A 23,650-nucleotide genomic window follows, 5' to 3' on the forward strand; every position below is an offset into this window, starting at 1 on the left:
GCCCGGCCAAGCCCCCGGCGTGATTCCAGGACTAGGCATCAGTCGGCCTGGCGAAACGCCAGCACCAACTGGTTGCGCAGCGTGCGCAGCTGCCCCTGCACCTTGTCGTCCACCACCAGGCCGCCAGGGCGCTCATGGTCGGCATAGATGAGAGCAAAGGGACGCTGCTTGATCGACAGCGGCAGCAGCAGAAAGCTGGTGGCATCGAAGCTGCCGAGGAACCATGCCGGCAGACGCGCTCGCACACGCTCCTCGGTAGCGTCGGCAATCAGGGTATCGGCGCCCCGCTGGCACACGGCGGCAAACAGGTCATCCGCGTCCTTCAGGGGCACGGCCAGGGCGCGCACGGCGTCTGCGCTGCCTTCGCCCAGTCCGAAGCGCCCGGTCATGCGCTCGGTCTTGACCTCGCGCAGGCAGAACACGATGCGCCGCGCGCCCAGCGCACGCAGCATGGTTTCCAGCACCATGCGCACGATGTCATTCAGGCGGAAGTCCTCCACCATGGCGTTGCTGACCTCCTGGATGCCAGCGGCCAGCACCTCGGCCGCCTGGCTGACGGAAGGCGCCGCATCAGTGGACGGCGCCAGCGTCAGGGGCAGGGTCTGCAGGGCGTCGTAATGCAGCTCATGGCCCGTGGCCGGGTCGGCCCATACCGGCGGCGCATCCAGGGCGGCGGGCGGAGCCAGCAGGCGCGCCGCGGGCGAGCCCTTGTCCACGCGCAAGTCCAGGGCGTCGGCCATGGCGATGAGCTGCTCGCGTGCCAGCACCGTGGCCTTGACGAACTCCTGCTGCGTCATCGAGAAAGCGACCGCATAGTGCGCCGCCAGCTGCTGCAGGCGGGCGCCCGCGGGTTCCGGCTCATGCTGCAGCATGATGGTGGCCGCCTCGTTCGCGGCACGTCCCACCCAGCGCAACCGCTCCACGCCCTCGGGCGGGCGCTGCGGCGGCCGCCCCTGCGGCGGTCGTATGCAGCGCTGCAGGGAATCGGGCAGGCTCCACACACGCGCCACGCCGACACCCAGGTCTTCCAGGCTCAGTCCCAGCACCTGCAAAGCCGCGGCCTCATCGCCCCCCGACGGCCGGTCAGAGGCCACCAGCGCACCGATCCGGGCCGCCTCCTCCGGGAAATAAAACGAGCACAGCATGCGCCCCAAGCCCTGGAACATCGCGCCGAGAAACGCTTCCTCGCGCTGGTCACTCGGCCCGCACAGCTGCGCCGCCACGGCGCCGGCCATCATGGTGCGCAAGAATTCCTCGCGCATCTGCTTGGCATGCCCCCGGTCCTGCATGTGCTCCAGCAGCACCAGCGACAGCGCCATGTTGCGCACCGCATTGAAGCCCACCAGGCTCACCGCGCGCGAGACCGTGCCGATGCCGCCCCCCAGGTGGGAAAAGGGGGCGCTGTTGACCAATCGCAGCAGCTTGTTGGTGAGGGCAACGCTCTTGAGGATCTCGTTGGTCAGATCAGCAATGCTGTCGTCCTCCGAGTGGGTCATGCGCTGGATGCGCGCCACCGAATCGGACAGCGCCGGAAAGTCACTCTTGTGGCGCATGCGCCGCAGCAGGAAGTCCAGCGCGGCATTGCTTGCCGCGGTAGGGGCGCTCACCGGCGCCGCCCAGGCACGCAAGGCATCGCACATTTCCTGCGCGCTGGCGTAGCGCTCGGCAGGGTCGCGCGCCAGGGCCCGGCGCAGGATGGAGCGCAGGCCATCGTCCACGCCTGCGCCCAGATCGTCGGGCAGCTGCGGCGCGTGCCGGGCGACATGCGCGAGCGCCTGCGCCGGATCGCGCTCAGTAATCAAACGCCTGCCGGTGAGCAGTTCCACGAGCACCAGCGCAGCGGCGTAGATGTCCGACGCGGGCGCGGGCGCCGCGCCCGCCACCGCTTCTGGCGCCAATGTAGGCCGGCGTGCCGCGCGCAACGGGGCCGCCCCCAGGGCTGGCCATGGCCGCGGCGATGCCGAAATCCATGATCCGCGCATGGCGCTGGGCATCCACCATCACGTTCGACGGCTTCAGGTCGCAGTGCACGATGCCGGCCTCATGCGCCGCCTGCAGTCCTTCGAGCACGTCCACCATCAGCTCCACCGCGTCGTGCACCGCACAGCGGCCCTGATGCGCCAGATGCTCGGCCAGCGTGCAGCCTGGCACATATTCGAACACCAGGTCGGGCTGGCCTTCGTGCACGTCGGCCTCGAACACCGGCACGATGCGCGGGTGCGACAGCCGGCCCACATGGCGCGCCTCGCGCAGCCACTGCTCCTGCGCCTGCGCGTCGCCGCCGTCGGCCAGCCACTTGACCGCGACCTCGCGGTGCAGGCGCGTGTCCCGCGCCAGCCACACGGTCGCCTGCGCGCCCCGGCCCAGCACGTGCAGCAACTCGAATCGCCCCAGGCGCTGGCGAGCGGGCATGGCGCCCGCTGCAGCGCCCAGGGTGGCCGGACGGGAAACGGAATCGGGCATGGCGTAAGCTGGCTACAAGATCCACGCATCATCCACCAAAAACCGTTGCCGGACCGGCATTTGCCTTTCGACAGCGCCGACGCTGACAGCCATGCCCACCACCCACCTGCTGTACCTGCACGGCTTTCGCTCCTCGCCCCAGTCCACCAAGGCCCGCCAGGTGGCCGCGCACGTGGCCCAGCACCACCCGGGCGTGACGTTCTGGTGCCCACAGCTGCCCCCTTCGCCGCGCGCGGCGATGGCGCTGGTCGCAGGCGGCATCGCCACCTGGCCGCAGGGACCGCGCATGGCGGTGGTCGGCTCGTCGCTCGGCGGCTACTACGCCAGCTGGGTGGCGCAACAGGCGCGCTGTACCAGCGTGCTGCTCAACCCCGCCGTCCACCCCGCGCGCGACCTGGAACGCTACATCGGCGAGCAGACCGCGTGGCACAACCCCGAAGAGCGGTTCTTCTTCCGCCCCGAGTACATCGCCGAGCTGCAGGCGCTGGACGTGCGCCACCTGCCGCCCGCGGGGCCGGAGCTGCTGATCGCCGCGCAGGGTGACGAACTGCTGGACTGGCGCGAGATGGTCGCGCGCTACCCGCAAGCCACCCAGCGCGTACTGCCCGGCGGCGACCACGCGCTGAGCGACTTCGCCCAGCACCTGCCCGAGGTGCTGGCGTTCTGCAACCTGGCCTGATCAGCGCTCCAGCGGCGGGCCACCGGAAGGCTGGCCGCGCTGCCAGCGCCCGAATTCGTACGGATAGGCGCGGCGGTAGCGGTCGGTGTGCAGCGCCACCTCGTCCTCGCGGCCCAGCAGCCGCGCGCTGGCGATGAGCTTCTCGATCACGCGCGGCTCGGGCGAGTAGTGCAGCAGTTGCAACGCCAGGGCATGCATCTCGGCCGCATTGGCGGGCGTGACCACCGCAGTGGTGAGTTGCGCGAACTGCGCTGGCGCGCGGAAGAACCACACCTGCCGCGCCGCGTCGGCAGCCGTCAGCGCGCGCAGCGCCGCGGGCCGCTCGGCCGTGGGACGGTACAGCGCGCTCACGCGCGCGTAGTCCCGTACCAGCACGAACCCCATGGCCGGTGCCGCCAGCAGTGCCGCGCCCACCACCACCGCACCCACGGGGCGCCAGCGCGCCGCACGCGACAGCCAGGGTGCCAGCAGCACCAGCACGGCCAGTGCGGTGGCCAGCTGGAACGGCCCGTACCACAGCGGGAACTCCAGCAGGCTGTGCACGCCCACAAGGGCCAGCACGCCCCAGGCCAGTTGGCGGTGGGGCTGCGCCTCGCGCCAGGGGCGCGCGCGCAGCGCGGCCCACAGCGGCACGCCGCACAGCAGCAGCGCAGCCGGCAGGCCCAGTTCCACCGCCAGATGCAGCGGCAGGTTGTGGGCGTTGTCCAGCAGCACGCAAAAACGCTCTCCCGCAAACGGGTGGATGTAGTGCGCGTAGTCCAGCTCGCCCCAGCCCCAGCCGGCCCAGGGCCGCTGGGCGATCAGCTCCAGCACGTTGGACCACAGCGTAGCGCGGCCGACGCAGGTCTGGGAGCCATCGGCCATCCGCATGAACAGGCCGTCCATGCGCATGCCCGTCCACCGCAGCAGCAGCTGCGGCAAGCCCCACGCCGCCACCGCATAAACCGCCAGCCCCACGCCGGCCATGCCCAGCGCCAGTGCGCCACTGCTACGCCGCCACACGACGAGCAGCGCCAACACCACCAGCCACTCCAGCGCCCCCGTGCGCGAGGCCGTGGCCGCGCCCGCAGTGGCCAGCAGCACCATGGCCCAGGGCACCGCGACCGCCGCCAGCACCGGCCAGCGCGCGCCGCGCCCTCCCAGCACCGGGTTGCCGTCCACCTGCTCCTGCAGGCGCGCCACCCACCACAGCAGCGCCCACACGCCCAGCGCCAGCAACGTGGCCTGCTGGTTGCGCTGGCGCAAGTTGCCGAAGGCCAGGCCCGGGCTGGAGGCATGCACCCACGGCGCCCACCCCGGGTCGCCCATGAAGAACTGCACCAGGCCGATGGCCGCGGCCACCAGCGCCGCCAGCAGCAGACCCGCCGCCAGATGGGCGCCCAGGCGCGCGGCACTGGGACGCCAGGCGCCGCACCAGGCCAGCGCCGCCAGCAGCCAGGCGCAGGCGCCGCTGGCCAGCAGCGGCCAAAAGTTGGAATACGGAGCCTCGGTAATGCCAAAGACGAAGGGCAGCGCCATCGCCAAAATCGCCAGCGGCGTGAAATCAGGACGCATGGCGGGGCGGTGCTGCAAAGGCGATCGTGGGCGTCATGGTGGCGCCCATCATAGGCGCCGCCATGGCACCAGCCGCACTTCAAGCCAAAAATGCCTCCAGCGCTTTTGCAGCAAGCGCTGGTAGCTATCAAAGGCAGAGCAATGGGTTACCTGGGCGTGCAGGCGGCTGCGCAGCCAGGCGATGAGCGCCGCACGCTCGCCATCGTCCTTCACGCCCGTGTAGCCCATGGACGTGCCCGGCACGGTGGCTGGCGGGTCCATCAGGAAGCGCTGCAGCGTGCGCTCGTCCCAGACGATGCCGCTGGCCTTCATGGCCGGGGAGTAGCCGACGAACCCCGGCGCCGTGCCCGCGCGGCGGCCGAACAGGCCGCAGTGCTGCGGTCCCGTGCGGTGGCCCTCGATGGCGTGGCACCCCGCGCAGCGCGCGTAGATCTGCTGGCCGCGTGCCAGCTGGGCTGCGTCAGGCGCCATGGGCTGGGGCGCGGCCGGCGCTGGCGTTGCCGGTGCGGGCCCGGCGACCGCCATGCCCGCAGCACCAAGCGCCAATCCGCCCACCAATGCCCAGGCCCGCCTGCGCCCACCCGCCTGGACTCGGGTCATGACAGGAACGCCGAGGGCACCGGCGCCTCACCCAGGGCCTGGCGCAGCACGGCCCAGTGCATGGCCTCGTCGCCCAGGATGCTGGCGGCCGCCTGCGCCAGGGCACGGTCGGCAAACAGCGGCACCGCGCCCAGGTAGGCCGACACGGCGCCGCGCTCCAGTCCGGCGGCAAAGCGCAGCACGTCGGCTTCGGCCTTGAGCTTGTCGGTCGGAAAGCCGTACTGCGCCTTGGCCTGCACGGGCTTGCCGCCCATCTTCTGCACGGCGCCGGCGATCGCGTCGGCATGCTCCTTGTGGTGGCCCTGGAATTGCTGCGCCAGCGGCAGCACGCCGGAGGTGAGCAGACCGCTCTCGGCGCCCACCTGGTAGGCGGCCACGGCCTCGTACTCCGCCGCCAGCGCGGTGTTGAGGATGCGTACGTCGGCCTCATGCTGTCGCGCATCGGTCTTGGCAGCGGCGGCCAGCGCGTCGCGCCCACCCAGCAACGCCACGGCCGAGGCCGAGAGCACGGCCGCGCCCAACGTGCGACGGCGCGCTAGCAGCGCAGAAGTAGAAGAAGGAGGCAGGAAGAAGGAAGAGCGGTTCATGGTCATCTCCTTGAAGAAAGGGACAAGGGCCGCGCCGGCGGCGCGGGTAATCGGCGCGGCGCACAGCGGCGCGCAGGCCATAGGCGTGGGCGGGGTGGCGCCGGCCCGTCAGGCCAGCAGCCCGCGCCGCGCCAGTGCGTCCAGCACCTGCTGCACGACCTGGTCGCAGCGCGCGCCCGCAAACGGAAAGACGCTGTCGGCGCAGGCTTCCACCCGCGCGCCCAGCGCGTCGCGCAACATGGCGCGCGAACGCAGGTAGCGGGTGCGCACCAGCTCTTCGCTGATGTCCAGGCAGAAGGCCGCCTCCTGCACGCTCATCTCCTGCACGGCACGCAGGAGGAACACGCTGCGGTACAGCGGCGGCAGGCTGTGCACGGCCGACTCCAGCAGGGCGCGCAACTGGGCACGCGCAAGTGCCTGGTCGGGCGCGTCGTCGGGCGGGGCGGAATAGGACATGGCATCCTCCGGCTGCGGCTCCTGGTCGCTGGCCTGCGCGGGGTCGATGGCCACGCTGCGCGCACGCCGGCGCAAGACGTCCAAGGCCGTGCGCAGGCAGATGCGCGCCAGCCAGGTGCCCAGCGCGGCATCGCCGCGGAAGGCCCGCAGCCGCGTGAAGGCGCGCAAATAGGCCTCCTGCACCACGTCCTGCGCCTCGGCGTCGTCATGCACCACGCCGCGCGCGGCGCGAAACATCAGCCGGTTGTGGCGCCGCATGATGGCGGCGAAGGCTCCCGCCTCGCCGGCGAGGGCGCGCGTCACCAAGGCCGCGTCCGCCGCACGGTCGGTGGTGGGGATGGCAGTGGCAACCGCCGCCTGCGGCAGGTCCTCGGATGGGTGCATGGCTCGCCTCGCTTTCGTTGAGACCCTTTGCCCATTGGACGCACGCCGAAGGCCTGGCGTGACAAACACCCGCAATCACCTGCCACGAACAGGGGCGCTGCCCGCCGCCATGGGAAAATCGCGCCCCTATGCATGCACTGTTCGACGAAGCCGGCAAGTTCCTGGCCGGCCGCATCCTCTCCGAAGCCGAAAGCTCGGCACAGATTGAGCTCGACTCGGGTAAACGCGTCAAGGTCAAGGCCGCCAACATCCTGTTGAAGTTCGACAAGCCCGCCCCGGCCGAGCTGCTGGCGCAGGCGCGCGAGATCGCCGCCGGCGTGGAGCTTCCGCTGGCCTGGGAGTTCGCGCCCGAGGAGGAGTTCGGCTTCGCCGAGTTGGCGCGCGACTATTTTTCTGCCCAGGCGCCAGTGACCGAGCAAGCCGGCATGCTGGTGGCGCTGTTCGAGGCGCCGCACTACTTCCGCCGCGCGGGCAAGGGGCGTTTTCGCAAGGCGTCGGCCGAGGTGCTGCAGCAGGCCCTCGCCGCCATCGAGAAGAAAAAGCAGATTCAGGCGCAGATCGACGCCTGGGCCGCCGAACTCGTCGCCGGCACCTGCCCGCAACCCGTGCGCGAGCAGCTCTACAAAATTCTGTTCCGCCCCGACAAGAACGCGCCCGAGTACAAGGCCGTGGTCGAGGCCAGCCGCAGCGCGCAGAAGGCTCCGCTGGACCTGTTGCAGGCCGCGGGTGCGATCGACTCCAGCTACCAGTTCCACTGGAAGCGCTTCTTGTTCGACAACTTCCCCAAGGGCACGGGCTTTCCCCAGCTGGCGGCACCCCAGCCGCCGGCCGACCTGCCGCTGGCGGATGTACAGGCCTATTCCATCGACGATTCGGCCACCACCGAGATCGACGACGCCCTGTCGGTGCAGGGCCTGGGCACCGGCACCGTGACGCTGGGCATCCACATTGCCGCGCCGGGCCTGGCGATCCAGCCCGGGGGCGACCTGGACAAGCTGGGGCGCACACGCCTGTCCACCGTCTACATGCCGGGCTACAAGATCACCATGCTGCCCGACGAGGTGGTGCAGATCTACACGCTGGACGAGGGGCGCGCCAACCCGGCCGTGTCGCTGTATGTGACGATCGACGAGGCCACGCTGGCCATCACCGCCACCGAGACGCGCCTGGAGCGCGTGCCCGTGACGGTGAACCTGCGCCACGACCAGCTGGACCACATCGTGACGGAAGAGTGGTTGGCCGACCCAACCATTCAACATGAAAACACGCCACAGGCCTTGCTGGATCTGCGCGAGCAGCTCTCCTTTTTGCACCGACTGGCCAAGCAGCTCAAGGCCCAGCGCGAAGTCGTGCGCGGCAAGCCCGAAACCTTCAACCGCCCCGACTACACCTTCCGCCTCGCCGGCAACGACGGCGCCGAGCCCAACGGCAGCGAAACGGTGGACATCACCACCCGCAAGCGCGGCGCGCCGCTGGACCTGATCGTGGCCGAGGCCGCCATCGTCGCCAACAGCACCTGGGGCAACATGCTGGCCGAGCACGGCGTGCCCGGCATCTACCGCAGCCAGGCGAGCCTGGCGCCCGGTGTGAAGGTGCGCATGTCCACCAAGGCGCTGCCGCACGCCGGCATCGGCGTGAAGAGCTACGCCTGGGCCACCTCGCCGCTTCGCCGCTACGTGGACCTGGTGAACCAGTGGCAGATCATTGCCTGCGCGCGCCACGGCAAGACCGCTGCACTGGCCGCACCGTTCAAGCCCAAGGACGCGGAGCTGTTCTCCATCATCAGCAGCTTCGATGCCGCCTACAGCGCCTACAACGGCTACCAGGCCGGCATGGAGCGCTTCTGGACGCTCAAGTACCTGCAGCAGAACCAGATCACCGAGCTGGAAGCCACCGTGTTCAAGGAAGGGCCGAACGGCAGCTTCCTGGTGCGCGCCGACACCCTGCCACTGGTGCTGCCCGTGCTGGGCGCGCAGCAGCTGCCGCGCGGCGCACGCGTGCGCGTCAAGCTCGGCGAGATCGACGAGATCACGCTGGACGTGGCGGGCACCCTGGTGGCGCGCCTGGACGACCCGCTGGATGCCAGCGACGACGGCCCGGTGGACGAGGACGAGGGCGACGAGGAGGCCGTGGCCGGCCCGATCGCCATCGCGGTCGATGTCAACGAGGCCGAGGGCGAGGGCACCGGCGGCACCGCTGATAATCGGGCGCCGTGACAACCGCTCCCTTGCTCCACCGCCATGCAGCGCGCCGCCCCACAGGGGCGCCGCGGCCTGCAGTGATGGCGGCCCGACGATGAAAATCTCCACCCTGCTTCAACGCCTGACGACGCTGCAGATCGCGCTGGGCGTCTCCATCGCCGTGCATGCCGCACTGCTCACGGTGCGCTTCGTGGACCCCGAGAGCTTCAACCGCGTGTTCCAGGACACGCCGCTGGAGGTGATCCTGGTCAACGCGCAGTCCAACGAGCGCCCCGACAAGGCGCAGGCCATCGCGCAGGCGTCGCTGGCCGGTGGCGGCGAGGCCGCCAAGGGACGCGCCACCAGCCCCCTGCCTTACTCGGCCCTCACCACGATCGGCGACGACCTGGAGGAAGCCCAGCGCAAGATGGACCAGATGCTGGAGCAGCAGACCCAGATGCTGGCCCAGCTGCGCAAGCAGCTCGCCGTGCTGCCCGAGCCCGACCCGCGCAAGCCCAGCCAGAGCACCGACAGCCAGGCCCAGGAAGAAAAGCGCCGCCAGTTGGTGAAGCTGCTGGCCGAGATCGAAAAGCGCATCAACGAGGAAAACGCCCGCCCGCGCAAGCGCTACATCAGCCCCGCCACGCGCGAGGAGGTGTACGCCGTGTACTACGACGCGCTGCGCCGCAAGGTCGAGGACAAGGGCACGCAGAACTTCCCCGAGCAGGGCGGCAAGAAGCTCTACGGCGAGCTGATCATGATCCTGACAGTGAACCATGACGGCCGCGTGCTGGCCACCGAGGTGGTGCAGGGCTCGGGCAACCGCCTGCTGGACCGCCGCGCCGAGGCCATCGCCCGCGCCGCGGGGCCCTTTGGCCACTTCGGCCCGGCGATGCGCGCCAAGGCCGATCAGATCGCCGTGGTCTCGCGCTTCAAGTTCACGCGCGACCAGACCCTGGAAACCGACCTGCGCTGATGACCGCCGCCGCCGACCTCTACTGCGTGATGGGCAATCCCATCGCCCATAGCCGCTCGCCGTGGATCCACGCGCGCTTTGCCCAACTGACGGGCCAGTCGCTGCACTACGAGCGCCGCCTGGTTCCGCTGGACGGCTTCGCCCAGGCGCTGCAGAGCTTCGCCGCCGAAGGCGGGCGCGGCTGCAACATCACCGTGCCGTTCAAGCTGGAGGCCGCGCAGCTGGCCACCACGCGCAGCGAGCGCGTGCAGCTGGCCGGCGCGGCCAATACCCTCGTGTTCGACGGCGGCAGCATCCATGCCGACAACACCGACGGCCTGGGCCTGGTGGCCGACATCACGCAAGGCGCGGGCGCTCCACTCGCCGGGCGCGACGTGTTGCTGGTGGGCGCGGGCGGCGCGGCCGCCGGCGTGCTGGGCCCGCTGCTGCGGCAGCACCCCCGGCGCATCGCCGTCGTGAACCGCACGCCCGCGCGCGCCCAGGCACTGGTGGACAGCCACGCCGCGCTCGCAGCGCTACAAAAAACAGAGCTACTGGCGCTGGACATGCAAGCGCCAGGGGCCGATTTCGATGTGATCATCAACGCCACGGCCAGCAGCCTGGAAGGCGGCCCGGTGCCCGTGCCCGCCAGCGTGCTGCGCCCCGGGAGCCTGGCCTACGACATGATGTACGGCCCCGCGGCGCAGCCCTTTCTGGACTGGGCCACGGCCCACGGCGCCACCGCGCGCGACGGGCTGGGCATGCTGGTGGAGCAGGCGGCCGAGGCGTTCCTGCTCTGGCGCGGCGTGCGCCCGCCGTCGGCCCCGGTGCTGCAGGAGCTGCGCGCGGCCATCGCCGCGGGGGCCTGAGGCATGCGGGGCGCACTGCGCTGGTGCATGCTGGTGCTGCTGGCACTGCTGGCGCTGCAGCTGTTCTTCGTAGCGCGCATCGCGGCCATGGCGGTGATCGACCCGGAATCCACCACCTTCCAGCGGTCCGAGGCCTGGGCGCAATGGTCCCAAGGCAGCGGCATGCGCTGGCGCCAGCAGTGGGTGCCGTACGCACAGATATCCGACCACCTCAAGCGCGCGGTGGTCGCATCGGAGGACGACAACTTCGTCAACCACGACGGCGTGGACTGGGATGCCATCGAAAAGGCCTGGGAGCGCAATGCGCGCATCGAGGCGCAGCTGGCCGCCCGGCCGTCGGCCACGGGCCGCGCGCCCAAGATCCGCGGCGGCTCCACCATCACCCAGCAACTGGCCAAGAACCTGCTGCTGTCGGGCGAGCGCAACCTGGTGCGCAAGGGGCAGGAATTCGTGCTCTCCCTGGCGCTGGAGCAACTCCTGCCCAAGCAGCGCATCCTGGAGATCTACCTGAACAACGTGGAATGGGGGGCAGGCGTGTTCGGCGCCGAGGCCGCCGCGCAGCGCTACTTCGGCAAGAGCGCGCGCCAGCTCACCGCGCCCGAGGCCGCGCGCCTGGCCGTGATGCTGCCGGCGCCCAAACGCTTCGAGAAGGCGCCCGGCTCGGCCTACCTGGCCGGGCGCACGCGCGCGCTGCTGGCGCGCATGGGGCGCAGCGAGTTGCCCTGAACCACATGTCATTCATACAAGCAAAATCGGCCTAAAAACCAATAGCAGCAAGCGCGAACAGCTATAAATTTAATAGTCCATGAGAATCCTTGGCATCGACCCCGGACTGCAGACCACGGGCTTCGGCGTGGTGGACGTGGACGGCCATCGCCTGCGCTACGTGGCCAGCGGCACCGTCCGCACCACGGGGCGCGCCACGGGCCTCGCGCTGGGGGATCTGCCGGGCCGCCTCAAGGTGCTGTTCGACGGCGTGAGCGAGGTGGCAGCGCGCTACCAGCCCAGCACGGCGGCGGTGGAAATCATCTTCGTCAACGTCAACCCGCAGTCCACGCTGCTGCTGGGCCAGGCGCGCGGCGCGGCGCTCACCGCGCTGGTGAATGCCAACCTGCCCGTGGCCGAATACACCGCGCTGCAGATGAAGAAGGCCGTGGTAGGCCACGGCCGCGCGGCCAAGTCGCAGGTGCAGGAGATGGTGCGCCGCCTGCTGGAATTGCCCGGCCTGCCGGGCACCGATGCCGCCGACGCCCTGGGCCTGGCCATCACCCACGCGCATGCCGGGGCGGCCATGGCCCGCGTGGGCGAGGTCGCGCAGCTCACGCGGCGCCAGCACGCCATGTACAAGGCCGGGCGCAGTTACTGAACGACTGAACGCGGCCCTTGCCTCTGGGGCCTTTCCCTACGCAGCAAGCGCGGGCAAGCCAACGTCCTTCTCCGCCATTTCCCGCCCGGCGGTTGCGCGCGCCAACGCCACGGCCCCCGGCTGCGGCGCGCCGCCCTGCAGCTTGAAGCGGCTGACCGCCTCGGTCAGTCGGCCCGCCTGGTCGCGCAGCGACTGCGACGCGGCTGCGGACTCTTCCACCAGCGCGGCGTTCTGCTGCGTCATCTGATCCAGGTGGCTGACCGATTGGCCTACCTGGCCAATGCTGCCCGCCTGCTCGGCGGCCGCGCTGGTGATCTCGGCCACGATGTCGGAAACCCGGCGCACGCTGGCCACGATCTCGGTCATGGTCTCGCCCGCCTGCGCCACCAGGCGCGAGCCGCCCTCCACCCGCTCGACGGAGGCGCCGATCAGCGCCTTGATTTCCTTGGCGGCGTCGGCGCTGCGTTGCGCCAGGCTGCGCACCTCGCTGGCCACGACGGCAAAGCCCCGGCCCTGTTCACCGGCGCGCGCGGCCTCCACGGCGGCATTGAGTGCCAGGATGTTGGTCTGGAACGCGATGGAGTCGATCACGCCCGTGATGTCGCCGATGCGCCGCGAGCTGTCGGAAATCTCGCCCATCGTCTGCACCACCTGCGCAACCACCGCGCCGCCGCGCACCGCCACCTCGGCCGCGTTGGCCGCGAGCCCGCTGGCCTGGCGGGACGATTCGGCACTGTGCTGCACCGTGCCGGTGAGCAACTCCATGGACGAGGCGGTCTGCTGCAGGCTGGCGGCGGTCTGCTCGGTGCGCTGGCTCAGGTCCTGGTTGCCCAGGGCGATCTCGCACTGGCCGTGGCGATGCTGCCCGCAGCCTGCTGCACCTGGCCCACCAGGGTGCGCAGCGCATCCTGCATGCGGCCCATGGCAGCGACGAGGCTGCCGATCTCGTCACGCTGGCGGGACTGCACCGCATGCGACAGGTCGCCCGCGGCAATGCGCTCGGCCAGCGCGCGCGCCTGCTCCAGCGATTGCGTGATGGAACGCACGCTGAACAACGTCAGCGGCACCAGCACCGCCAACCCCAACAGCACGGCTGCAGCAATCAGCATGGACATGGTGGCGGTGCGCTGGTCCAGGGCGGCGCGCGCCTCTTCCATGTGGCCGCGCGCCTGCGTGGCCAGGCTGGCCAGCAGGGCATCGGTGGTGTCCATGTGGGCCTTGAAACGCTCGGCATACGCCCCCGCGCCCGCGCCATCAAGCAGGGCGCGCTCGATCTGGTCGAAGATCGGCACGAGCCCGCCTTCGTACTGCCCGACCTCGGCCAGCGCTTTGTCCAGTGCGCCGGTGAATTCCACGTTGCCGGCCTGCACCTCGCGCACCTGCGCCATGCTCTTGCGCAGCGCATCCAATTGGCGGCTCCAGCCCTCACGCAGCGCCTGCACCTCCACGGCGTTGTTGAAGTTGATGATGATGTCCTTCTCGGCGCGGCGCAGGTGCCCCAAGCCGGTGCGAAGTTCGGCCATGTCGGTGAGCGTCTGCACCTGGCGCGCGAACAGCTCTTGCAGCGTGCTGCGCGAGCGGTCGAGCGCAACGTAGCCCAGAGCGCCCACTGCAGTCAGCAGGACCAGGGAAAAAGTCGTGGCGAAATACAGCCGCGCGCGAATGGAAAGCTGCCCCAGAACCCTCATGGCATTCCTTTGCTGAACATGATGACCGGCGTGTGCAAGTTCCACGCCATGGCAGAGATACCGCCTCGTGGGCGGACCGGAATGCAACTGTATGTTGCAAGCGCTCAATCCCAAGGCAGGGTAATCACGGTCCCGTTGTCTCTGGTGAGATGGGGCTTAGGCAGCGCGGCAAGGCATGCCTAGAAAACATATTGTCACAATCTTTGTCCATAGTGCGGTTCGGCCCTAAGGCTTTGGTCACCCCGAACACGCGCATGTCCTTCTCTTCTTCCCCTACCCGCTCTCTTTCCATCGGCCCGCTGGGTCGCCGGCTGCTGGGCCTGTTCATGACGGTGCTGGCGCTGAGTCTGGTCGGCTCGGCCATCGGCGTGTGGTCGCTGCGGCACATCGGCCAGTCGACGGACGACATGGTTCAGCACAGCGTGGCCAACGAACGACTGGTGGCCGACGCCTATCGGCTGCAGGCCATCAATGCCGAGCGCTACAAGGCCGTGGCCTTGAGTTCAGAACCCGAGGTGGGGCAAGCCATCGGCGCCGACATTGCCGCTACGCAGCAGCAGTACGACAGGCTGGTAGCCACCCTGGCGCAGCGGCTGGCCGGCACAGCCGACGAGGAACTGCTGTCCCGCGTGAAGGCGCGGGCCGCCGACTTCCACGAGGCCCAGGCCGCACTGGTGCAGGCACGCGACTTCGGCCTCACGTCACGCATTCAGCAGGTGTATGGCGAACGCTTCCTGCCCGCGTCCCAGGCATTGCTGGGGTCGCTGGATGCGCTCACGCAGTCGCAGCGCCAGTCCATCGACACGGCCGCCCTGGCCGTGGGCGGCTGGAGCCAGCAGGCGCGCTGGTCGCTGCTGGCGTTCGGCAGCCTGTCCCTGGTGCTGGGCACCCTGCTCGCGCTGTGGCTGGTGCGCAGCATCACGCAGCCCATTGCACTGGCCAGCGACACCGCGCAGCGTGTTGCGGGGCTGGACCTGCGCCAGGACATCGTGGGCCACGACCGGGATGAAACCGGGCACATGCTAACGTCCCTGTCGGTCATGCAGTCCGCGCTGCGCAGCCTTGCCGGACAGGTGAGCACCTCCGTGCACAGCCTGCACACGGCTTCGTCCGAGATGGCCAACGGCAACGCCCACCTGTCCACCCGCACCGAGGAGGCCGCAGCCAGCCTGCAGGAAACGGCCGCCGCGCTGGAGCATGTGACACGCGCCGTTCAACAATCGGCCGAGACCGCCGAGCATGCCGAGGCACGCGCCGCACAGGCGGCAGCCACCGCGCACGAAGGCAGCAACGTGGTGACGCGCATGGAGCAGACCATGCAGCAAGTGGCCCACAGCGCGCACCAGATCGGCGACATCACGGGCATGATCGACTCGATCGCGTTCCAGACCAACATCCTGGCGTTGAACGCCGCGGTGGAAGCCGCACGTGCCGGTGAACAGGGCCGCGGTTTCGCGGTGGTGGCCAGCGAAGTGCGCAGCCTGGCGAACCGCTCGGCCGAGGCCGCGCGCGAGATCAAGGCATTGATCCAGGCATCCGTGCAGCAGGTGGATGCCGGCGCCACCCTGGCCGCTGATGCGGGGCGAACCATGGCGCAGGTGGTGGCGGCCATCCAGGACGCCGCGCGCACGATGGCCGACATACGCTCCAGCCACCATGCGCAGCAGCAGGACATCCTCTCCATCCACTCGGCCCTGTCGCGGCTGGACCAGATGACCCAGCAGAACGCGGCCCTCGTGGAAGAGTCCGCGGCCGCCACCGAGAGCTTGCGCGGCCAGGCCCATGAGCTGGCGGCGCAGGTCAGCCGCTTTCGCCTGCCGGGTGAACTGGCGCACGCACTGCCGTCGCCCATGCCCACCCGGCTGCTGGCCGCGGCCTGATACGGCCACTTGGAGCCGGCCTGGCATGGCAGGCCGGCGGCTTTGCGCGGGTCAGTCGGCGCGGTGGATGGGCACGTAGAGCTCGCCGCCCGTGCGGTTGAACTCCTCGGCCTTGGACTGCAGGCCCTGTTGGGCGAATTCGCGCACTTCCTGCGTGATCTTCATCGAGCAGAACTTCGGCCCGCACATGGAGCAGAAGTGCGCCACCTTGGCGCTGTCCTTGGGCAGGGTCTCGTCGTGGTATTCCTTGGCCGTATCGGGGTCCAGGCCCAGGTTGAACTGGTCCTGCCAGCGGAAGTCGAACCGCGCCTGGCTGAGCGCATCGTCACGCGCGCGGGCGCCCGGGTGGCCCTTGGCCACGTCGGCCGCGTGCGCGGCAATCTTGTAGGCAATGATGCCCTGCTTGACATCGTCGCGGTCGGGCAGGCCCAGGTGCTCCTTCGGGGTCACGTAGCACAGCATGGCCGTGCCCATCCAGCCGATCATGGCGGCACCGATGGCGCTGGCGATGTGGTCGTAGCCGGGGGCGATGTCGATGGTCAGCGGGCCCAGGGTGTAGAACGGCGCCTCGTGGCAGGTCTTGAGCTGCTCCGTCATGTTGGCCTGGATCATGTGCATGGGCACGTGGCCGGGGCCTTCGATCATGGTCTGCACGTCGTGCTTCCAGGCAATCTGCGTCAGCTCGCCCAGCGTGTGCAGCTCGGCAAACTGGGCTTCGTCGTTGGCGTCCGAGGCGCAGCCGGGGCGCAGGCCATCGCCCAGGCTGAACGACACGTCGTACGCCTTCATGATGTCGCAGATGTCCTCGAAGTGCGTGTAGAGGAAGCTCTCCTTGTGGTGCGCCATGCACCACTTGGCCATGATGGAGCCGCCACGGGACACGATGCCCGTGCGGCGCGCGGCGGTGAGCTGGATGTAGGCCAGGCGCACGCCCGCGTGGATGGTGAAATAGTCCACGCCCTGCTCGGCCTGCTCGACCAGCGTGTCGCGGAAGATCTCCCAGGTCAGGTCCTCGGCAATGCCGCCGACCTTTTCCAGCGCCTGGTAGATAGGCACCGTGCCGATGGGCACGGGCGAGTTGCGCACGATCCAGTCGCGCGTGGTGTGGATGTTCTTGCCGGTGGACAAGTCCATCACGTTGTCGGCGCCCCAGCGGATGGCCCAGACGAGCTTCTCCACCTCTTCCTCGATGCTCGACGTGACGGCGGAGTTGCCGATGTTGGCGTTGATCTTCACCTTGAAGTTGCGCCCGATGGCCATGGGCTCCACTTCGGGGTGGTTGATGTTGGCGGGAATGATGGCGCGGCCACGGGCGACCTCGTCGCGCACGAACTCGGGCGTGATGATTTTCGGGATGCTCGCACCCAGCGGGTTGCCGGCCAGGCGCTGCTCGCGCGCGGCGTCCTGCATGTATTGCTGCATCCACTCACGGCGACCGTTCTCGCGCAAGGCCACGTATTCCATCTCGGGAGTGACGATGCCCTTCTTCGCGTAGTGCATCTGCGTGACGTTGGCGCCGCTCCTGGCGCGCAGCGGCTGGCGCTGCAGCGCCGCAGCCTCGGCGCGCAGCTGGGCCAGGCGGTCGCCATCCTCGGCCTTCTGGCCGTCGTCCAGCGCCTTGCGCACGCGACCCTCATAGCCCTCGGTGTCACCGCGCGCGGCAATCCATTCGCCCCGCACGCTCGCAAGGCCCTTGCGCACGTCGATCTGCACGGCAGGATCGGTATAGGGGCCGGACGTGTCGTACACGCTCACCACTTCGCCGTTGGTGAGCTGAATGTCGCGCACCGGCACGCGCAGCCCGGGCTGGCTGCCGGCGAGGTAGGACTTGGTGGAAGCGGGAAAGGGTTCGCGCGTGAGCGCAAGCAGGCTGGCGAACTTGTCGGGGGCATTCATGGCGGGCAGCTCCTTCATCGGCGGGATGGATGGAATTGCTCCGCTATCGATCGGATGGACGGACGGAGCACGACCCTTCTTGCGGGTGTACCCGTTCCCCCCTATCCGACTGCAGCTCTTCTTACGCTGGCATGAACCAGATCAAGTTCGCGGTTCCGGCGGTCAGGTCCGCCATCTCAGCACGCCGTTACGTGCACCCCGGAGCGGGGCCGAGTATAGGCGACTTGACCGCCAGCAAGGTGCCTTACAGCAGACGCTCGAGGATCAGCACCAGGAAGAACATGGACGCCGCGATCACGGTCCATTTGACGATGACCAGTCCAAAACGCTTGTAGCGCTGCTGTCCCGTAGCGGCAAAAAAGGCAAACGACACGCCGGCAGCCAGCAGCAGCAGAAGGACAGCCCATCGGAAGATCAACATGCACGCGTCCCCCGTCCATTACCAGGCACGCACCGGCTGTGTGAAACCTGCGGGCGCCTGGCGCTCATTCTCGAAGGTCACGATCTCCCACGCATCCTCGTGGGCCAGCAGTTCGCGCAACAGCAGGTTGTTCATGGCGTGGCCCGAGCGGAAGGCGCTATAGGCCGCCAGCAGCGGCTTGCCAACGAGGTACAGGTCACCCATGGCATCGAGGATCTTGTGGCGGGCGAACTCGGCGTCGTAGCGCAGACCATCGGCGTTGAGCACCTTGTAGTCGTCCATGACGATGGCGTTGTCCAGCCCGCCACCCAGCGCCAGGCCGCTGGAGCGCAGCATCTCCACGTCCTTCGTGAAGCCGAAGGTGCGGGCGCGCGCAATGTCGCGCGCGTAGTTGCCTTCGCCCAGATCGAACTCCGCGCTCTGCCCGGTGGAGTCCACGGCGGGGTGGGCGAAGTCGATGTCGAAGCGCAGCTTGAAGCCATGGTAGGGCTCCAGCCGCGCCCACTTGAGCTGCTGGCCCGTGCCTTCACGCACTTCCACGGGGCGCTTGACCCGTATGAAGCGCTTGGGCGCGTTCTGCAACTCCACCCCCGCGCTTTGCAGCAGGAACACGAAGGAAGCGGACGATCCGTCGAGGATCGGCACCTCCTCCGCCGTGATGTCGATGTAGAGGTTGTCCAGCCCCAGCCCTGCGCAGGCCGACATGAGGTGCTCCACGGTATGCACCTTCGCACCGCCGGCGCCAATGGTCGAGGCCATGCGCGTATCCACGACGGCCGTGGCGGTAATGGGAATGTCCACCGGCTCCGGCAGATCCACGCGGCGGAACACGATCCCCGTGTCCGGCTGTGCCGGGCGCAACGTCAACTCGACCCGCTGGCCGCTGTGCAGGCCTACGCCCACGGCGCGGGTCAGGGTCTTGATGGTGCGTTGCTGAAGCATCCGCCGATTCTAGGCCGCCAGACACGGGCCGGCAGTACCCCTTTTCTATGACGTTGATAGCAGCGAAACGTTCTGCCGCCTGCGCTGCGCGTCGATCTGCAGAAGCGCTGACATACGGACAACGAGCGCGTCGCCGAACAAAATTGGAACAAATGAGGTAATTATGTTAATAAATGTTTACAAAACTCGCCATTTTGGCGAATTTCGGAGAAAGCCCCCCATGACCAAGCTCAGCCTCAAGATGAAGATTCTTGCCATGCTGGGAACGGCGCTGCTCGCGCTGATCGTGATGTCGACCCTGTCGTTGCTGCAGGAGCGCAAGCTCATCATCGACGCCCGCAAGGAAACCCTGACCACCGCCGTGCAGACGGCGCACAGCATCGTCGCCGCTTACAAGGAAGCGGCCGACAAGGGCGCGATGAGCGTAGAGGACGCGCAGAAGGCCGCCAAGGAATCCCTGCGCCTGTCGCGCTACGGCGGTGCGGAAGGCAAGACCGAGTATTTCTACATCTGGACCATGGACAGCCGCGGCGTGATGCACCCCATCAAGCCCGAGTGGGAAGGCCAGGACATGGCCGGCAAGCTCAAGGACGGCGATGGCAACGACCTGCTCAAGCAGATCACGGACGCACTGCAGCGCAGCAAGGATGGCAAGGCGTATGTCTCTGCCAGGTTCATGCGCCCTGGCGAGCAGACGCTCGCACCCAAGCTGCAATACGCCGTGCGCATCGATGGATGGAACTGGATGGTGGGCTCCGGCCTGTACACCGACGATATCAATGCCGCAGTGCGCCAGGCGCTGCTGACCGACCTGCTGGTGGTCGCGCTCGTCACCCTTGCCGTGGGAGTGGTCGGTTTTGCGGTGTTCCGCTCGGTGGTGCGCCAGATCGGCGGCGAACCTGCCCACGCCATGAGCGTCATGTCGGAAGTCGCGCAGGGCCATCTGGACACCGCCATCCCTCCCGCGCCCGCAGGATCGCTGATGGATGGGCTGTCGCAGATGGTGGCCTCGCTGCGCCGCCTCGTGGTTGAGGTGCGCAGCGCCTCAGACAGCATTGCCACCGCGGCCAGTGAGATCGCGCAGGGCAACAACGACCTGGCCCATCGCACCGAGGACACGGCCAGCAACCTGCAGGCCACGGCCAGCAGCATGGAAGAGCTCTCCAGCACGGTGCGCCAGACCTCCGACGCCACCCAGACCGCCAACCAATTGGCCGCATCGGCCGCGCAGGTGGCGGCACGCGGCGGGGACGTGGTATCCCAGGTGGTGAGCACCATGGAAGGCATCAACGCCAGCAGCGGCAAGATCAGCGACATCATCGGCGTGATCGACGGTATCGCCTTCCAGACCAACATCCTGGCGCTCAACGCTGCCGTGGAGGCCGCGCGCGCCGGCGAACAAGGCCGGGGCTTTGCCGTGGTGGCCGGAGAAGTCCGCACACTCGCGCAGCGCAGTGCGCAAGCCGCCAAGGAAATCAAGGCGTTGATCAACGATTCGGTGGAAAAGGTCCGCTCCGGCACGACACTGGTGGACAGCGCCGGCAGCACCATGACCGAGATCGTCAGCAGCGTTCAGCGGGTGACGGACATCATTGGCGAAGTGCGCGCCGCCACCTCCGAGCAAAGCCAGGGCATTGCCCAGGTCAGCACCGCCATGCACCAGCTTGACCAGATGACGCAGCAGAACTCCGCGCTGGTGGAGGAATCCACCGCCGCGGCGGCCAGCCTGCGCGAGCAGGCCATGAAGCTGACGGACGTGGTGGCGCTGTTCCGCGTGCAGGCAGGCGAGGTACAGCGGCCCCGCCCCGCCACGGCGCCCACGCGTGCTGCACCCCCCGCGGCGCGCCCGGCCGCAAGCGCACCTCGCACTCTGTCCACTCCCGCGGCACCCGCGCTACAGGCCAAGCCCGCCAAGGCGCCCGGCGCCGGCCCGGACGACGGCGACTGGGAATCGTTCTGACGCCGATCCGTGCGGCGCCCGCAGGCGCCAGCGCGCGCCGTGTAGCGCACGTCATGCGGATGAGCGACCGCACATGAAAAAGCCGCTGGCACGCCAGCGGCTTTTTCATTCAGGCACCTTGGTCGTGGCGCCGGTGGAGCTTCAGTCCGCCTGCTTGCGCAGGAAGGCCGGAATCTCCAGTTCATCCATGCCGCCCGAAGACAGCGCATCCACGCGCGCCGTGGCCACGGAACGGTTGGTGCGCCAGACGCTCGGCACGGCCATGCTGCCGTAGTCGGCCTGGGCCGCACCGCCCACCATGCCGGCGGAAACTCCGACCGCTGCGCCGGCCATCGGCATCTGGTACGCCACGTTGTCCGTGCCGGTGCGCAGGCTGCCCTGCACCACCTGCATGGGCTGGCGGCGCGCGTTCTGGCGCGACAGGCCCGTGGCCACCACGGTCACGCGGATCTCGTCACCCAGCGTGTCGTCGTATGCCGCGCCGAAGATCACATGCGCGTCCGGCGAGGCGTAGGCGTTGATGGTGTTCATTGCCAGCCGCGATTCGGCCAGCTTGAGGCTGCCCTTGCTTGCAGTGACCAGCACCAGCACGCCCTTGGCGCCCGACAGGTCGATACCTTCGAGCAGCGGGCAGGCAATCGCCTGTTCGGCCGCGATGCGCGCGCGATCCGGGCCGCTGGCCGTGGCCGTGCCCATCATCGCCTTGCCGGGTTCACCCATCACGGTGCGCACGTCCTCGAAGTCCACGTTCACCTGGCCGTACTCGTTGATGATCTCGGCGATACCGCCGACCGCGTTCTTGAGCACATCGTTGGCGTGCGCGAAGGCTTCTTCCTGGGTGATGTCATCGCCCAGCACCTCCAGCAGCTTCTCGTTGAGCACGACGATCAGCGAATCAACGTTGGCTTCGAGCTCGGCCAGCCCATCGTCGGCGTTCTTCATGCGGCGCCCGCCCTCCCAGTCGAAGGGCTTGGTGACCACGCCCACCGTGAGGATGCCCATCTCCTTGGCCACGCGCGCGATCACGGGCGCAGCGCCCGTGCCCGTGCCGCCGCCCATGCCGGCGGTAATGAACAGCATGTGCGAGCCCTGGATGGCCTGCCGGATGTCCTCCTGCGCAGCCTCGGCGGCCTCGCGGCCCTTGTCGGGCTTGCTGCCCGCGCCCAAGCCGCTTGCGCCCAGTTGGATGGTGCGATGCGCCGTGCTGCGGGTGAGCGCCTGCGCGTCGGTGTTGGCCGTGACGAACTCCACGCCCTGCACGTTGCGCGAGATCATGTGCTCGACGGCGTTGCCGCCGCCCCCGCCGACACCGATCACCTTGATCTGCGTGCCCTGGTTGAACTCTTCGGACTCGATCATTTCGATGGTCATGATGGTGCTCCTGAAACTTGGGTTGTGATTTGCAATTGCCGTAGGTTGGTGTTTGTTAGGGGACGGTCATTGCCGTCGGGCGGAGGCGCGGTACTTCGCCATCGCCCGCGGCGCCGCGGCGGCGGACTGGCGCGTGCCATCCAGAGCGGGGGAAAGGTCATGTCAGAAGTTCCCCACGATGAAGTCCTTGAACCGGCCAAATGCGGTCTTCACCGACCCGCTCTTGGCTGCCACCTTGAAGCCGCGCAGGCGCGCCAGGCGCGCCTCTTCCAGCAGGCCCATGACCGTGGCGGCGCGCGGCTGGGCAATCATGTCGGCCAGCGCGCTGGAGTACTTCGGGATGCCGCGGCGCACGGGCTTGAGGAAGATGTCCTCGCCCAGCTCCACCATGCCCGGCATGACGGAGCTGCCGCCCGTGATCACGATGCCCGAGGACAGCACCTCCTCATACCCGGACTCGCGGATCACCTGCTGCACCAGCGAGAAGATCTCCTCCACGCGCGGTTCGATCACACCCGCCAGCGCCTGCTTGGACAGCATGCGCGGGCTGCGGTCGCCCAGGCCCGGCACCTCGACCTGCGCCTCAGGGTCGGCGAGCAACTGCTTGGCATAGCCGCTCTCCACCTTGATGTCCTCGGCGTCCTTGGTGGGTGTGCGCAGCGCCATCGCGATATCGCTGGTGATCAGGTCGCCCGCGATCGGGATCACCGCCGTGTGGCGGATCGCCCCCCCGGTGAAGATGGCCACATCGGTGGTGCCCGCGCCAATGTCCACCACGGCCACGCCCAGTTCGCGCTCGTCATCGGTAAGGACGGCCTGGCTGCTCGCCAGCGGGTTCAGCATCAGCTGCTCCACTTCCAGGCCGCAGCGGCGCACGCACTTGATGATGTTCTCGGCCGCGCTCTGCGCGCCGGTCACGATGTGGATCTTGGCCTCCAGGCGGATGCCGCTCATGCCGATGGGCTCTTTGACATCCTGCCCGTCGATCACGAACTCCTGCGGCTCCACCAGCAGCAGCCGCTGGTCGCTGGAGATGTTGATGGCCTTGGCCGTCTCCACCACGCGCGCCACGTCCGCCGGCGTGACCTCCTTGTCCTTCACGGCCACCATGCCGCTGGAGTTGAGGCCGCGGATATGGCTGCCCGTGATGCCGGTATAGACGCGCTGGATCTTGCAGTCGGCCATCAACTCGGCCTCCTTCAGCGCCTGCTGGATGCTCTGCACCGTGGCGTCGATGTTCACCACCACGCCGCGCTTCAAGCCATTGCTGGGGGCTACGCCCAGGCCGGCCAGCTTCAGCTCGCCCCCGGGCAGCACTTCAGCGACGACTGCCATGACCTTGGCGGTGCCGATGTCCAGCCCCACGACCACGTCTTTGTATTCTCTTGCCATAGTTCTC

At 68.7% G+C, this 23,650-nt stretch carries 18 protein-coding genes, 2 pseudogenes and 1 riboswitch; of the genes and pseudogenes, 8 read left to right on the plus strand and 12 right to left on the minus strand.

Annotation, left to right across the window (positions count from 1 at the left end; all coding sequences use genetic code 11):
• Nucleotides 1-38 precede the first annotated feature (38 nt).
• Nucleotides 39-1,898, minus strand: a complete 1,860-nt coding sequence (locus tag PCQ86_RS16975) for an HDOD domain-containing protein (RefSeq protein ID WP_238526542.1) — start codon at nucleotides 1,896-1,898, stop codon at nucleotides 39-41.
• On the minus strand, nucleotides 1,792-2,463 hold the full coding sequence (locus PCQ86_RS16980) for a serine/threonine-protein kinase (RefSeq protein ID WP_238526543.1): 672 nt from the start codon (nucleotides 2,461-2,463) through the stop codon (nucleotides 1,792-1,794). The genes PCQ86_RS16975 and PCQ86_RS16980 overlap by 107 nt, the downstream gene beginning before the upstream one ends.
• A 91-nt stretch (nucleotides 2,464-2,554) precedes the next feature.
• On the opposite strand from PCQ86_RS16980, the gene PCQ86_RS16985 reads away from it, so the two are divergent.
• On the plus strand, nucleotides 2,555-3,142 hold the full coding sequence (locus PCQ86_RS16985; protein WP_270174278.1) for a YqiA/YcfP family alpha/beta fold hydrolase: 588 nt from the start codon (nucleotides 2,555-2,557) through the stop codon (nucleotides 3,140-3,142).
• Here PCQ86_RS16985 and PCQ86_RS16990 read toward each other — a convergent pair whose 3' ends face one another.
• The 4 genes and pseudogenes from PCQ86_RS16990 to PCQ86_RS17005 all read right to left on the minus strand — a co-directional run bounded on the left by PCQ86_RS16990 (nucleotide 3,143) and on the right by PCQ86_RS17005 (nucleotide 6,723).
• Nucleotides 3,143-4,696 carry a Wzy polymerase domain-containing protein gene (locus PCQ86_RS16990; RefSeq protein ID WP_270174279.1) on the minus strand — a complete coding sequence of 518 codons (1,554 nt, stop codon included), beginning with the start codon at nucleotides 4,694-4,696 and terminating at the stop codon, nucleotides 3,143-3,145. It lies immediately after the preceding gene.
• Between the two features lie 165 nt (nucleotides 4,697-4,861).
• Nucleotides 4,862-5,221: pseudogene (locus PCQ86_RS16995) on the minus strand (c-type cytochrome); the annotation flags it as partial.
• A gap of 71 nt (nucleotides 5,222-5,292) precedes the next feature.
• The gene (locus PCQ86_RS17000; protein ID WP_270174280.1) at nucleotides 5,293-5,883 is read right to left on the minus strand and encodes a ferritin-like domain-containing protein; all 591 of its coding nucleotides are present in this window, start codon (nucleotides 5,881-5,883) and stop codon (nucleotides 5,293-5,295) included.
• A 108-nt stretch (nucleotides 5,884-5,991) separates the two neighbouring features.
• Nucleotides 5,992-6,723 carry an RNA polymerase sigma factor gene (locus PCQ86_RS17005; protein WP_270174281.1) on the minus strand — a complete coding sequence of 244 codons (732 nt, stop codon included), beginning with the start codon at nucleotides 6,721-6,723 and terminating at the stop codon, nucleotides 5,992-5,994.
• 128 nt (nucleotides 6,724-6,851) lie between these two features.
• On the opposite strand from PCQ86_RS17005, the gene PCQ86_RS17010 reads away from it, so the two are divergent.
• The 5 genes from PCQ86_RS17010 to ruvC all read left to right on the plus strand — a co-directional run bounded on the left by PCQ86_RS17010 (nucleotide 6,852) and on the right by ruvC (nucleotide 12,093).
• Nucleotides 6,852-8,939, plus strand: a complete 2,088-nt coding sequence (locus PCQ86_RS17010; RefSeq protein WP_270174282.1) for a ribonuclease catalytic domain-containing protein — start codon at nucleotides 6,852-6,854, stop codon at nucleotides 8,937-8,939.
• Nucleotides 8,940-9,018: 79 nt separating this feature from the next.
• Nucleotides 9,019-9,879 carry an energy transducer TonB gene (locus tag PCQ86_RS17015; RefSeq protein WP_041836422.1) on the plus strand — a complete coding sequence of 287 codons (861 nt, stop codon included), beginning with the start codon at nucleotides 9,019-9,021 and terminating at the stop codon, nucleotides 9,877-9,879.
• Nucleotides 9,879-10,727 carry a shikimate dehydrogenase gene (gene aroE / locus PCQ86_RS17020; RefSeq protein ID WP_270174283.1) on the plus strand — a complete coding sequence of 283 codons (849 nt, stop codon included), beginning with the start codon at nucleotides 9,879-9,881 and terminating at the stop codon, nucleotides 10,725-10,727. Before PCQ86_RS17015 ends, aroE begins: the two co-directional genes overlap by 1 nt.
• A gap of 3 nt (nucleotides 10,728-10,730) precedes the next feature.
• The gene (gene mtgA / locus PCQ86_RS17025) at nucleotides 10,731-11,453 is read left to right on the plus strand and encodes a monofunctional biosynthetic peptidoglycan transglycosylase (protein ID WP_220637969.1); all 723 of its coding nucleotides are present in this window, start codon (nucleotides 10,731-10,733) and stop codon (nucleotides 11,451-11,453) included.
• A gap of 79 nt (nucleotides 11,454-11,532) precedes the next feature.
• Nucleotides 11,533-12,093, plus strand: a complete 561-nt coding sequence (ruvC, locus tag PCQ86_RS17030) for a crossover junction endodeoxyribonuclease RuvC (protein ID WP_011806752.1) — start codon at nucleotides 11,533-11,535, stop codon at nucleotides 12,091-12,093.
• Nucleotides 12,094-12,129: 36 nt separating this feature from the next.
• Here ruvC and PCQ86_RS17035 read toward each other — a convergent pair.
• Nucleotides 12,130-13,781 (minus strand): annotated as a pseudogene (locus tag PCQ86_RS17035) (methyl-accepting chemotaxis protein).
• A 254-nt stretch (nucleotides 13,782-14,035) separates the two neighbouring features.
• Here PCQ86_RS17035 and PCQ86_RS17040 point away from each other — a divergent pair.
• The gene (locus PCQ86_RS17040) at nucleotides 14,036-15,661 is read left to right on the plus strand and encodes a methyl-accepting chemotaxis protein (protein ID WP_270174284.1); all 1,626 of its coding nucleotides are present in this window, start codon (nucleotides 14,036-14,038) and stop codon (nucleotides 15,659-15,661) included.
• A gap of 51 nt (nucleotides 15,662-15,712) precedes the next feature.
• Here the strand turns inward: PCQ86_RS17040 and thiC are convergent, their stop codons facing one another.
• From thiC to lpxC, 3 genes are all read right to left on the minus strand, one after another.
• Nucleotides 15,713-17,557, minus strand: coding sequence for a phosphomethylpyrimidine synthase ThiC (gene thiC / locus PCQ86_RS17045; RefSeq protein ID WP_270174285.1), 1,845 nt, complete (start codon nucleotides 17,555-17,557; stop codon nucleotides 15,713-15,715).
• A gap of 101 nt (nucleotides 17,558-17,658) precedes the next feature.
• Nucleotides 17,659-17,768: riboswitch (TPP riboswitch) on the minus strand.
• Between the two features lie 33 nt (nucleotides 17,769-17,801).
• Entirely contained in the window at nucleotides 17,802-17,978 is a 177-nt protein-coding gene (locus PCQ86_RS17050; protein ID WP_011806756.1) for a hypothetical protein, read from the minus strand.
• 18 nt (nucleotides 17,979-17,996) lie between these two features.
• A complete protein-coding gene (gene lpxC / locus PCQ86_RS17055; RefSeq protein WP_015914257.1) occupies nucleotides 17,997-18,920 on the minus strand; it encodes a UDP-3-O-acyl-N-acetylglucosamine deacetylase in 924 nt (307 codons plus the stop codon).
• Between the two features lie 220 nt (nucleotides 18,921-19,140).
• On the opposite strand from lpxC, the gene PCQ86_RS17060 reads away from it, so the two are divergent.
• A complete protein-coding gene (locus PCQ86_RS17060; protein WP_270174286.1) occupies nucleotides 19,141-20,880 on the plus strand; it encodes a methyl-accepting chemotaxis protein in 1,740 nt (579 codons plus the stop codon).
• A 141-nt stretch (nucleotides 20,881-21,021) separates the two neighbouring features.
• Here the strand turns inward: PCQ86_RS17060 and ftsZ are convergent, their stop codons facing one another.
• Together ftsZ and ftsA are read right to left on the minus strand one after the other, a co-directional pair.
• Nucleotides 21,022-22,251, minus strand: coding sequence for a cell division protein FtsZ (gene ftsZ / locus PCQ86_RS17065; RefSeq protein ID WP_011806759.1), 1,230 nt, complete (start codon nucleotides 22,249-22,251; stop codon nucleotides 21,022-21,024).
• Nucleotides 22,252-22,413: 162 nt separating this feature from the next.
• Nucleotides 22,414-23,643 (minus strand): cell division protein FtsA, encoded by a 1,230-nt coding sequence (gene ftsA / locus PCQ86_RS17070; RefSeq protein WP_015914259.1) that lies wholly within the window; start codon nucleotides 23,641-23,643, stop codon nucleotides 22,414-22,416.
• Nucleotides 23,644-23,650 lie beyond the last annotated feature (7 nt).

It is taken from the genome of Diaphorobacter sp. ED-3 (assembly GCF_027625375.1).
In the GTDB taxonomy this organism is placed as follows: Bacteria; Pseudomonadota; Gammaproteobacteria; order Burkholderiales; family Burkholderiaceae_C; genus Diaphorobacter; species Diaphorobacter nitroreducens.

Coding starts and splice junctions, on each gene's coding strand:
- mtgA (WP_220637969.1), top strand. CDS start 10,731: ATGCGGGGCGCACTGCGCTGGTGCATGCTGGTGCTGCTGGCACTGCTG.
- ftsA (WP_015914259.1), bottom strand. CDS start 23,643: ATGGCAAGAGAATACAAAGACGTGGTCGTGGGGCTGGACATCGGCACC.
- thiC (WP_270174285.1), bottom strand. CDS start 17,557: ATGAATGCCCCCGACAAGTTCGCCAGCCTGCTTGCGCTCACGCGCGAA.
- lpxC (WP_015914257.1), bottom strand. CDS start 18,920: ATGCTTCAGCAACGCACCATCAAGACCCTGACCCGCGCCGTGGGCGTA.
- PCQ86_RS16985 (WP_270174278.1), top strand. CDS start 2,555: ATGCCCACCACCCACCTGCTGTACCTGCACGGCTTTCGCTCCTCGCCC.
- PCQ86_RS17000 (WP_270174280.1), bottom strand. CDS start 5,883: ATGAACCGCTCTTCCTTCTTCCTGCCTCCTTCTTCTACTTCTGCGCTG.
- PCQ86_RS17005 (WP_270174281.1), bottom strand. CDS start 6,723: ATGCACCCATCCGAGGACCTGCCGCAGGCGGCGGTTGCCACTGCCATC.
- PCQ86_RS17010 (WP_270174282.1), top strand. CDS start 6,852: ATGCATGCACTGTTCGACGAAGCCGGCAAGTTCCTGGCCGGCCGCATC.
- PCQ86_RS17050 (WP_011806756.1), bottom strand. CDS start 17,978: ATGTTGATCTTCCGATGGGCTGTCCTTCTGCTGCTGCTGGCTGCCGGC.
- ruvC (WP_011806752.1), top strand. CDS start 11,533: ATGAGAATCCTTGGCATCGACCCCGGACTGCAGACCACGGGCTTCGGC.
- PCQ86_RS16980 (WP_238526543.1), bottom strand. CDS start 2,463: ATGCCCGATTCCGTTTCCCGTCCGGCCACCCTGGGCGCTGCAGCGGGC.
- aroE (WP_270174283.1), top strand. CDS start 9,879: ATGACCGCCGCCGCCGACCTCTACTGCGTGATGGGCAATCCCATCGCC.
- PCQ86_RS17015 (WP_041836422.1), top strand. CDS start 9,019: ATGAAAATCTCCACCCTGCTTCAACGCCTGACGACGCTGCAGATCGCG.
- PCQ86_RS16990 (WP_270174279.1), bottom strand. CDS start 4,696: ATGCGTCCTGATTTCACGCCGCTGGCGATTTTGGCGATGGCGCTGCCC.
- ftsZ (WP_011806759.1), bottom strand. CDS start 22,251: ATGACCATCGAAATGATCGAGTCCGAAGAGTTCAACCAGGGCACGCAG.
- PCQ86_RS17040 (WP_270174284.1), top strand. CDS start 14,036: ATGTCCTTCTCTTCTTCCCCTACCCGCTCTCTTTCCATCGGCCCGCTG.
- PCQ86_RS17060 (WP_270174286.1), top strand. CDS start 19,141: ATGACCAAGCTCAGCCTCAAGATGAAGATTCTTGCCATGCTGGGAACG.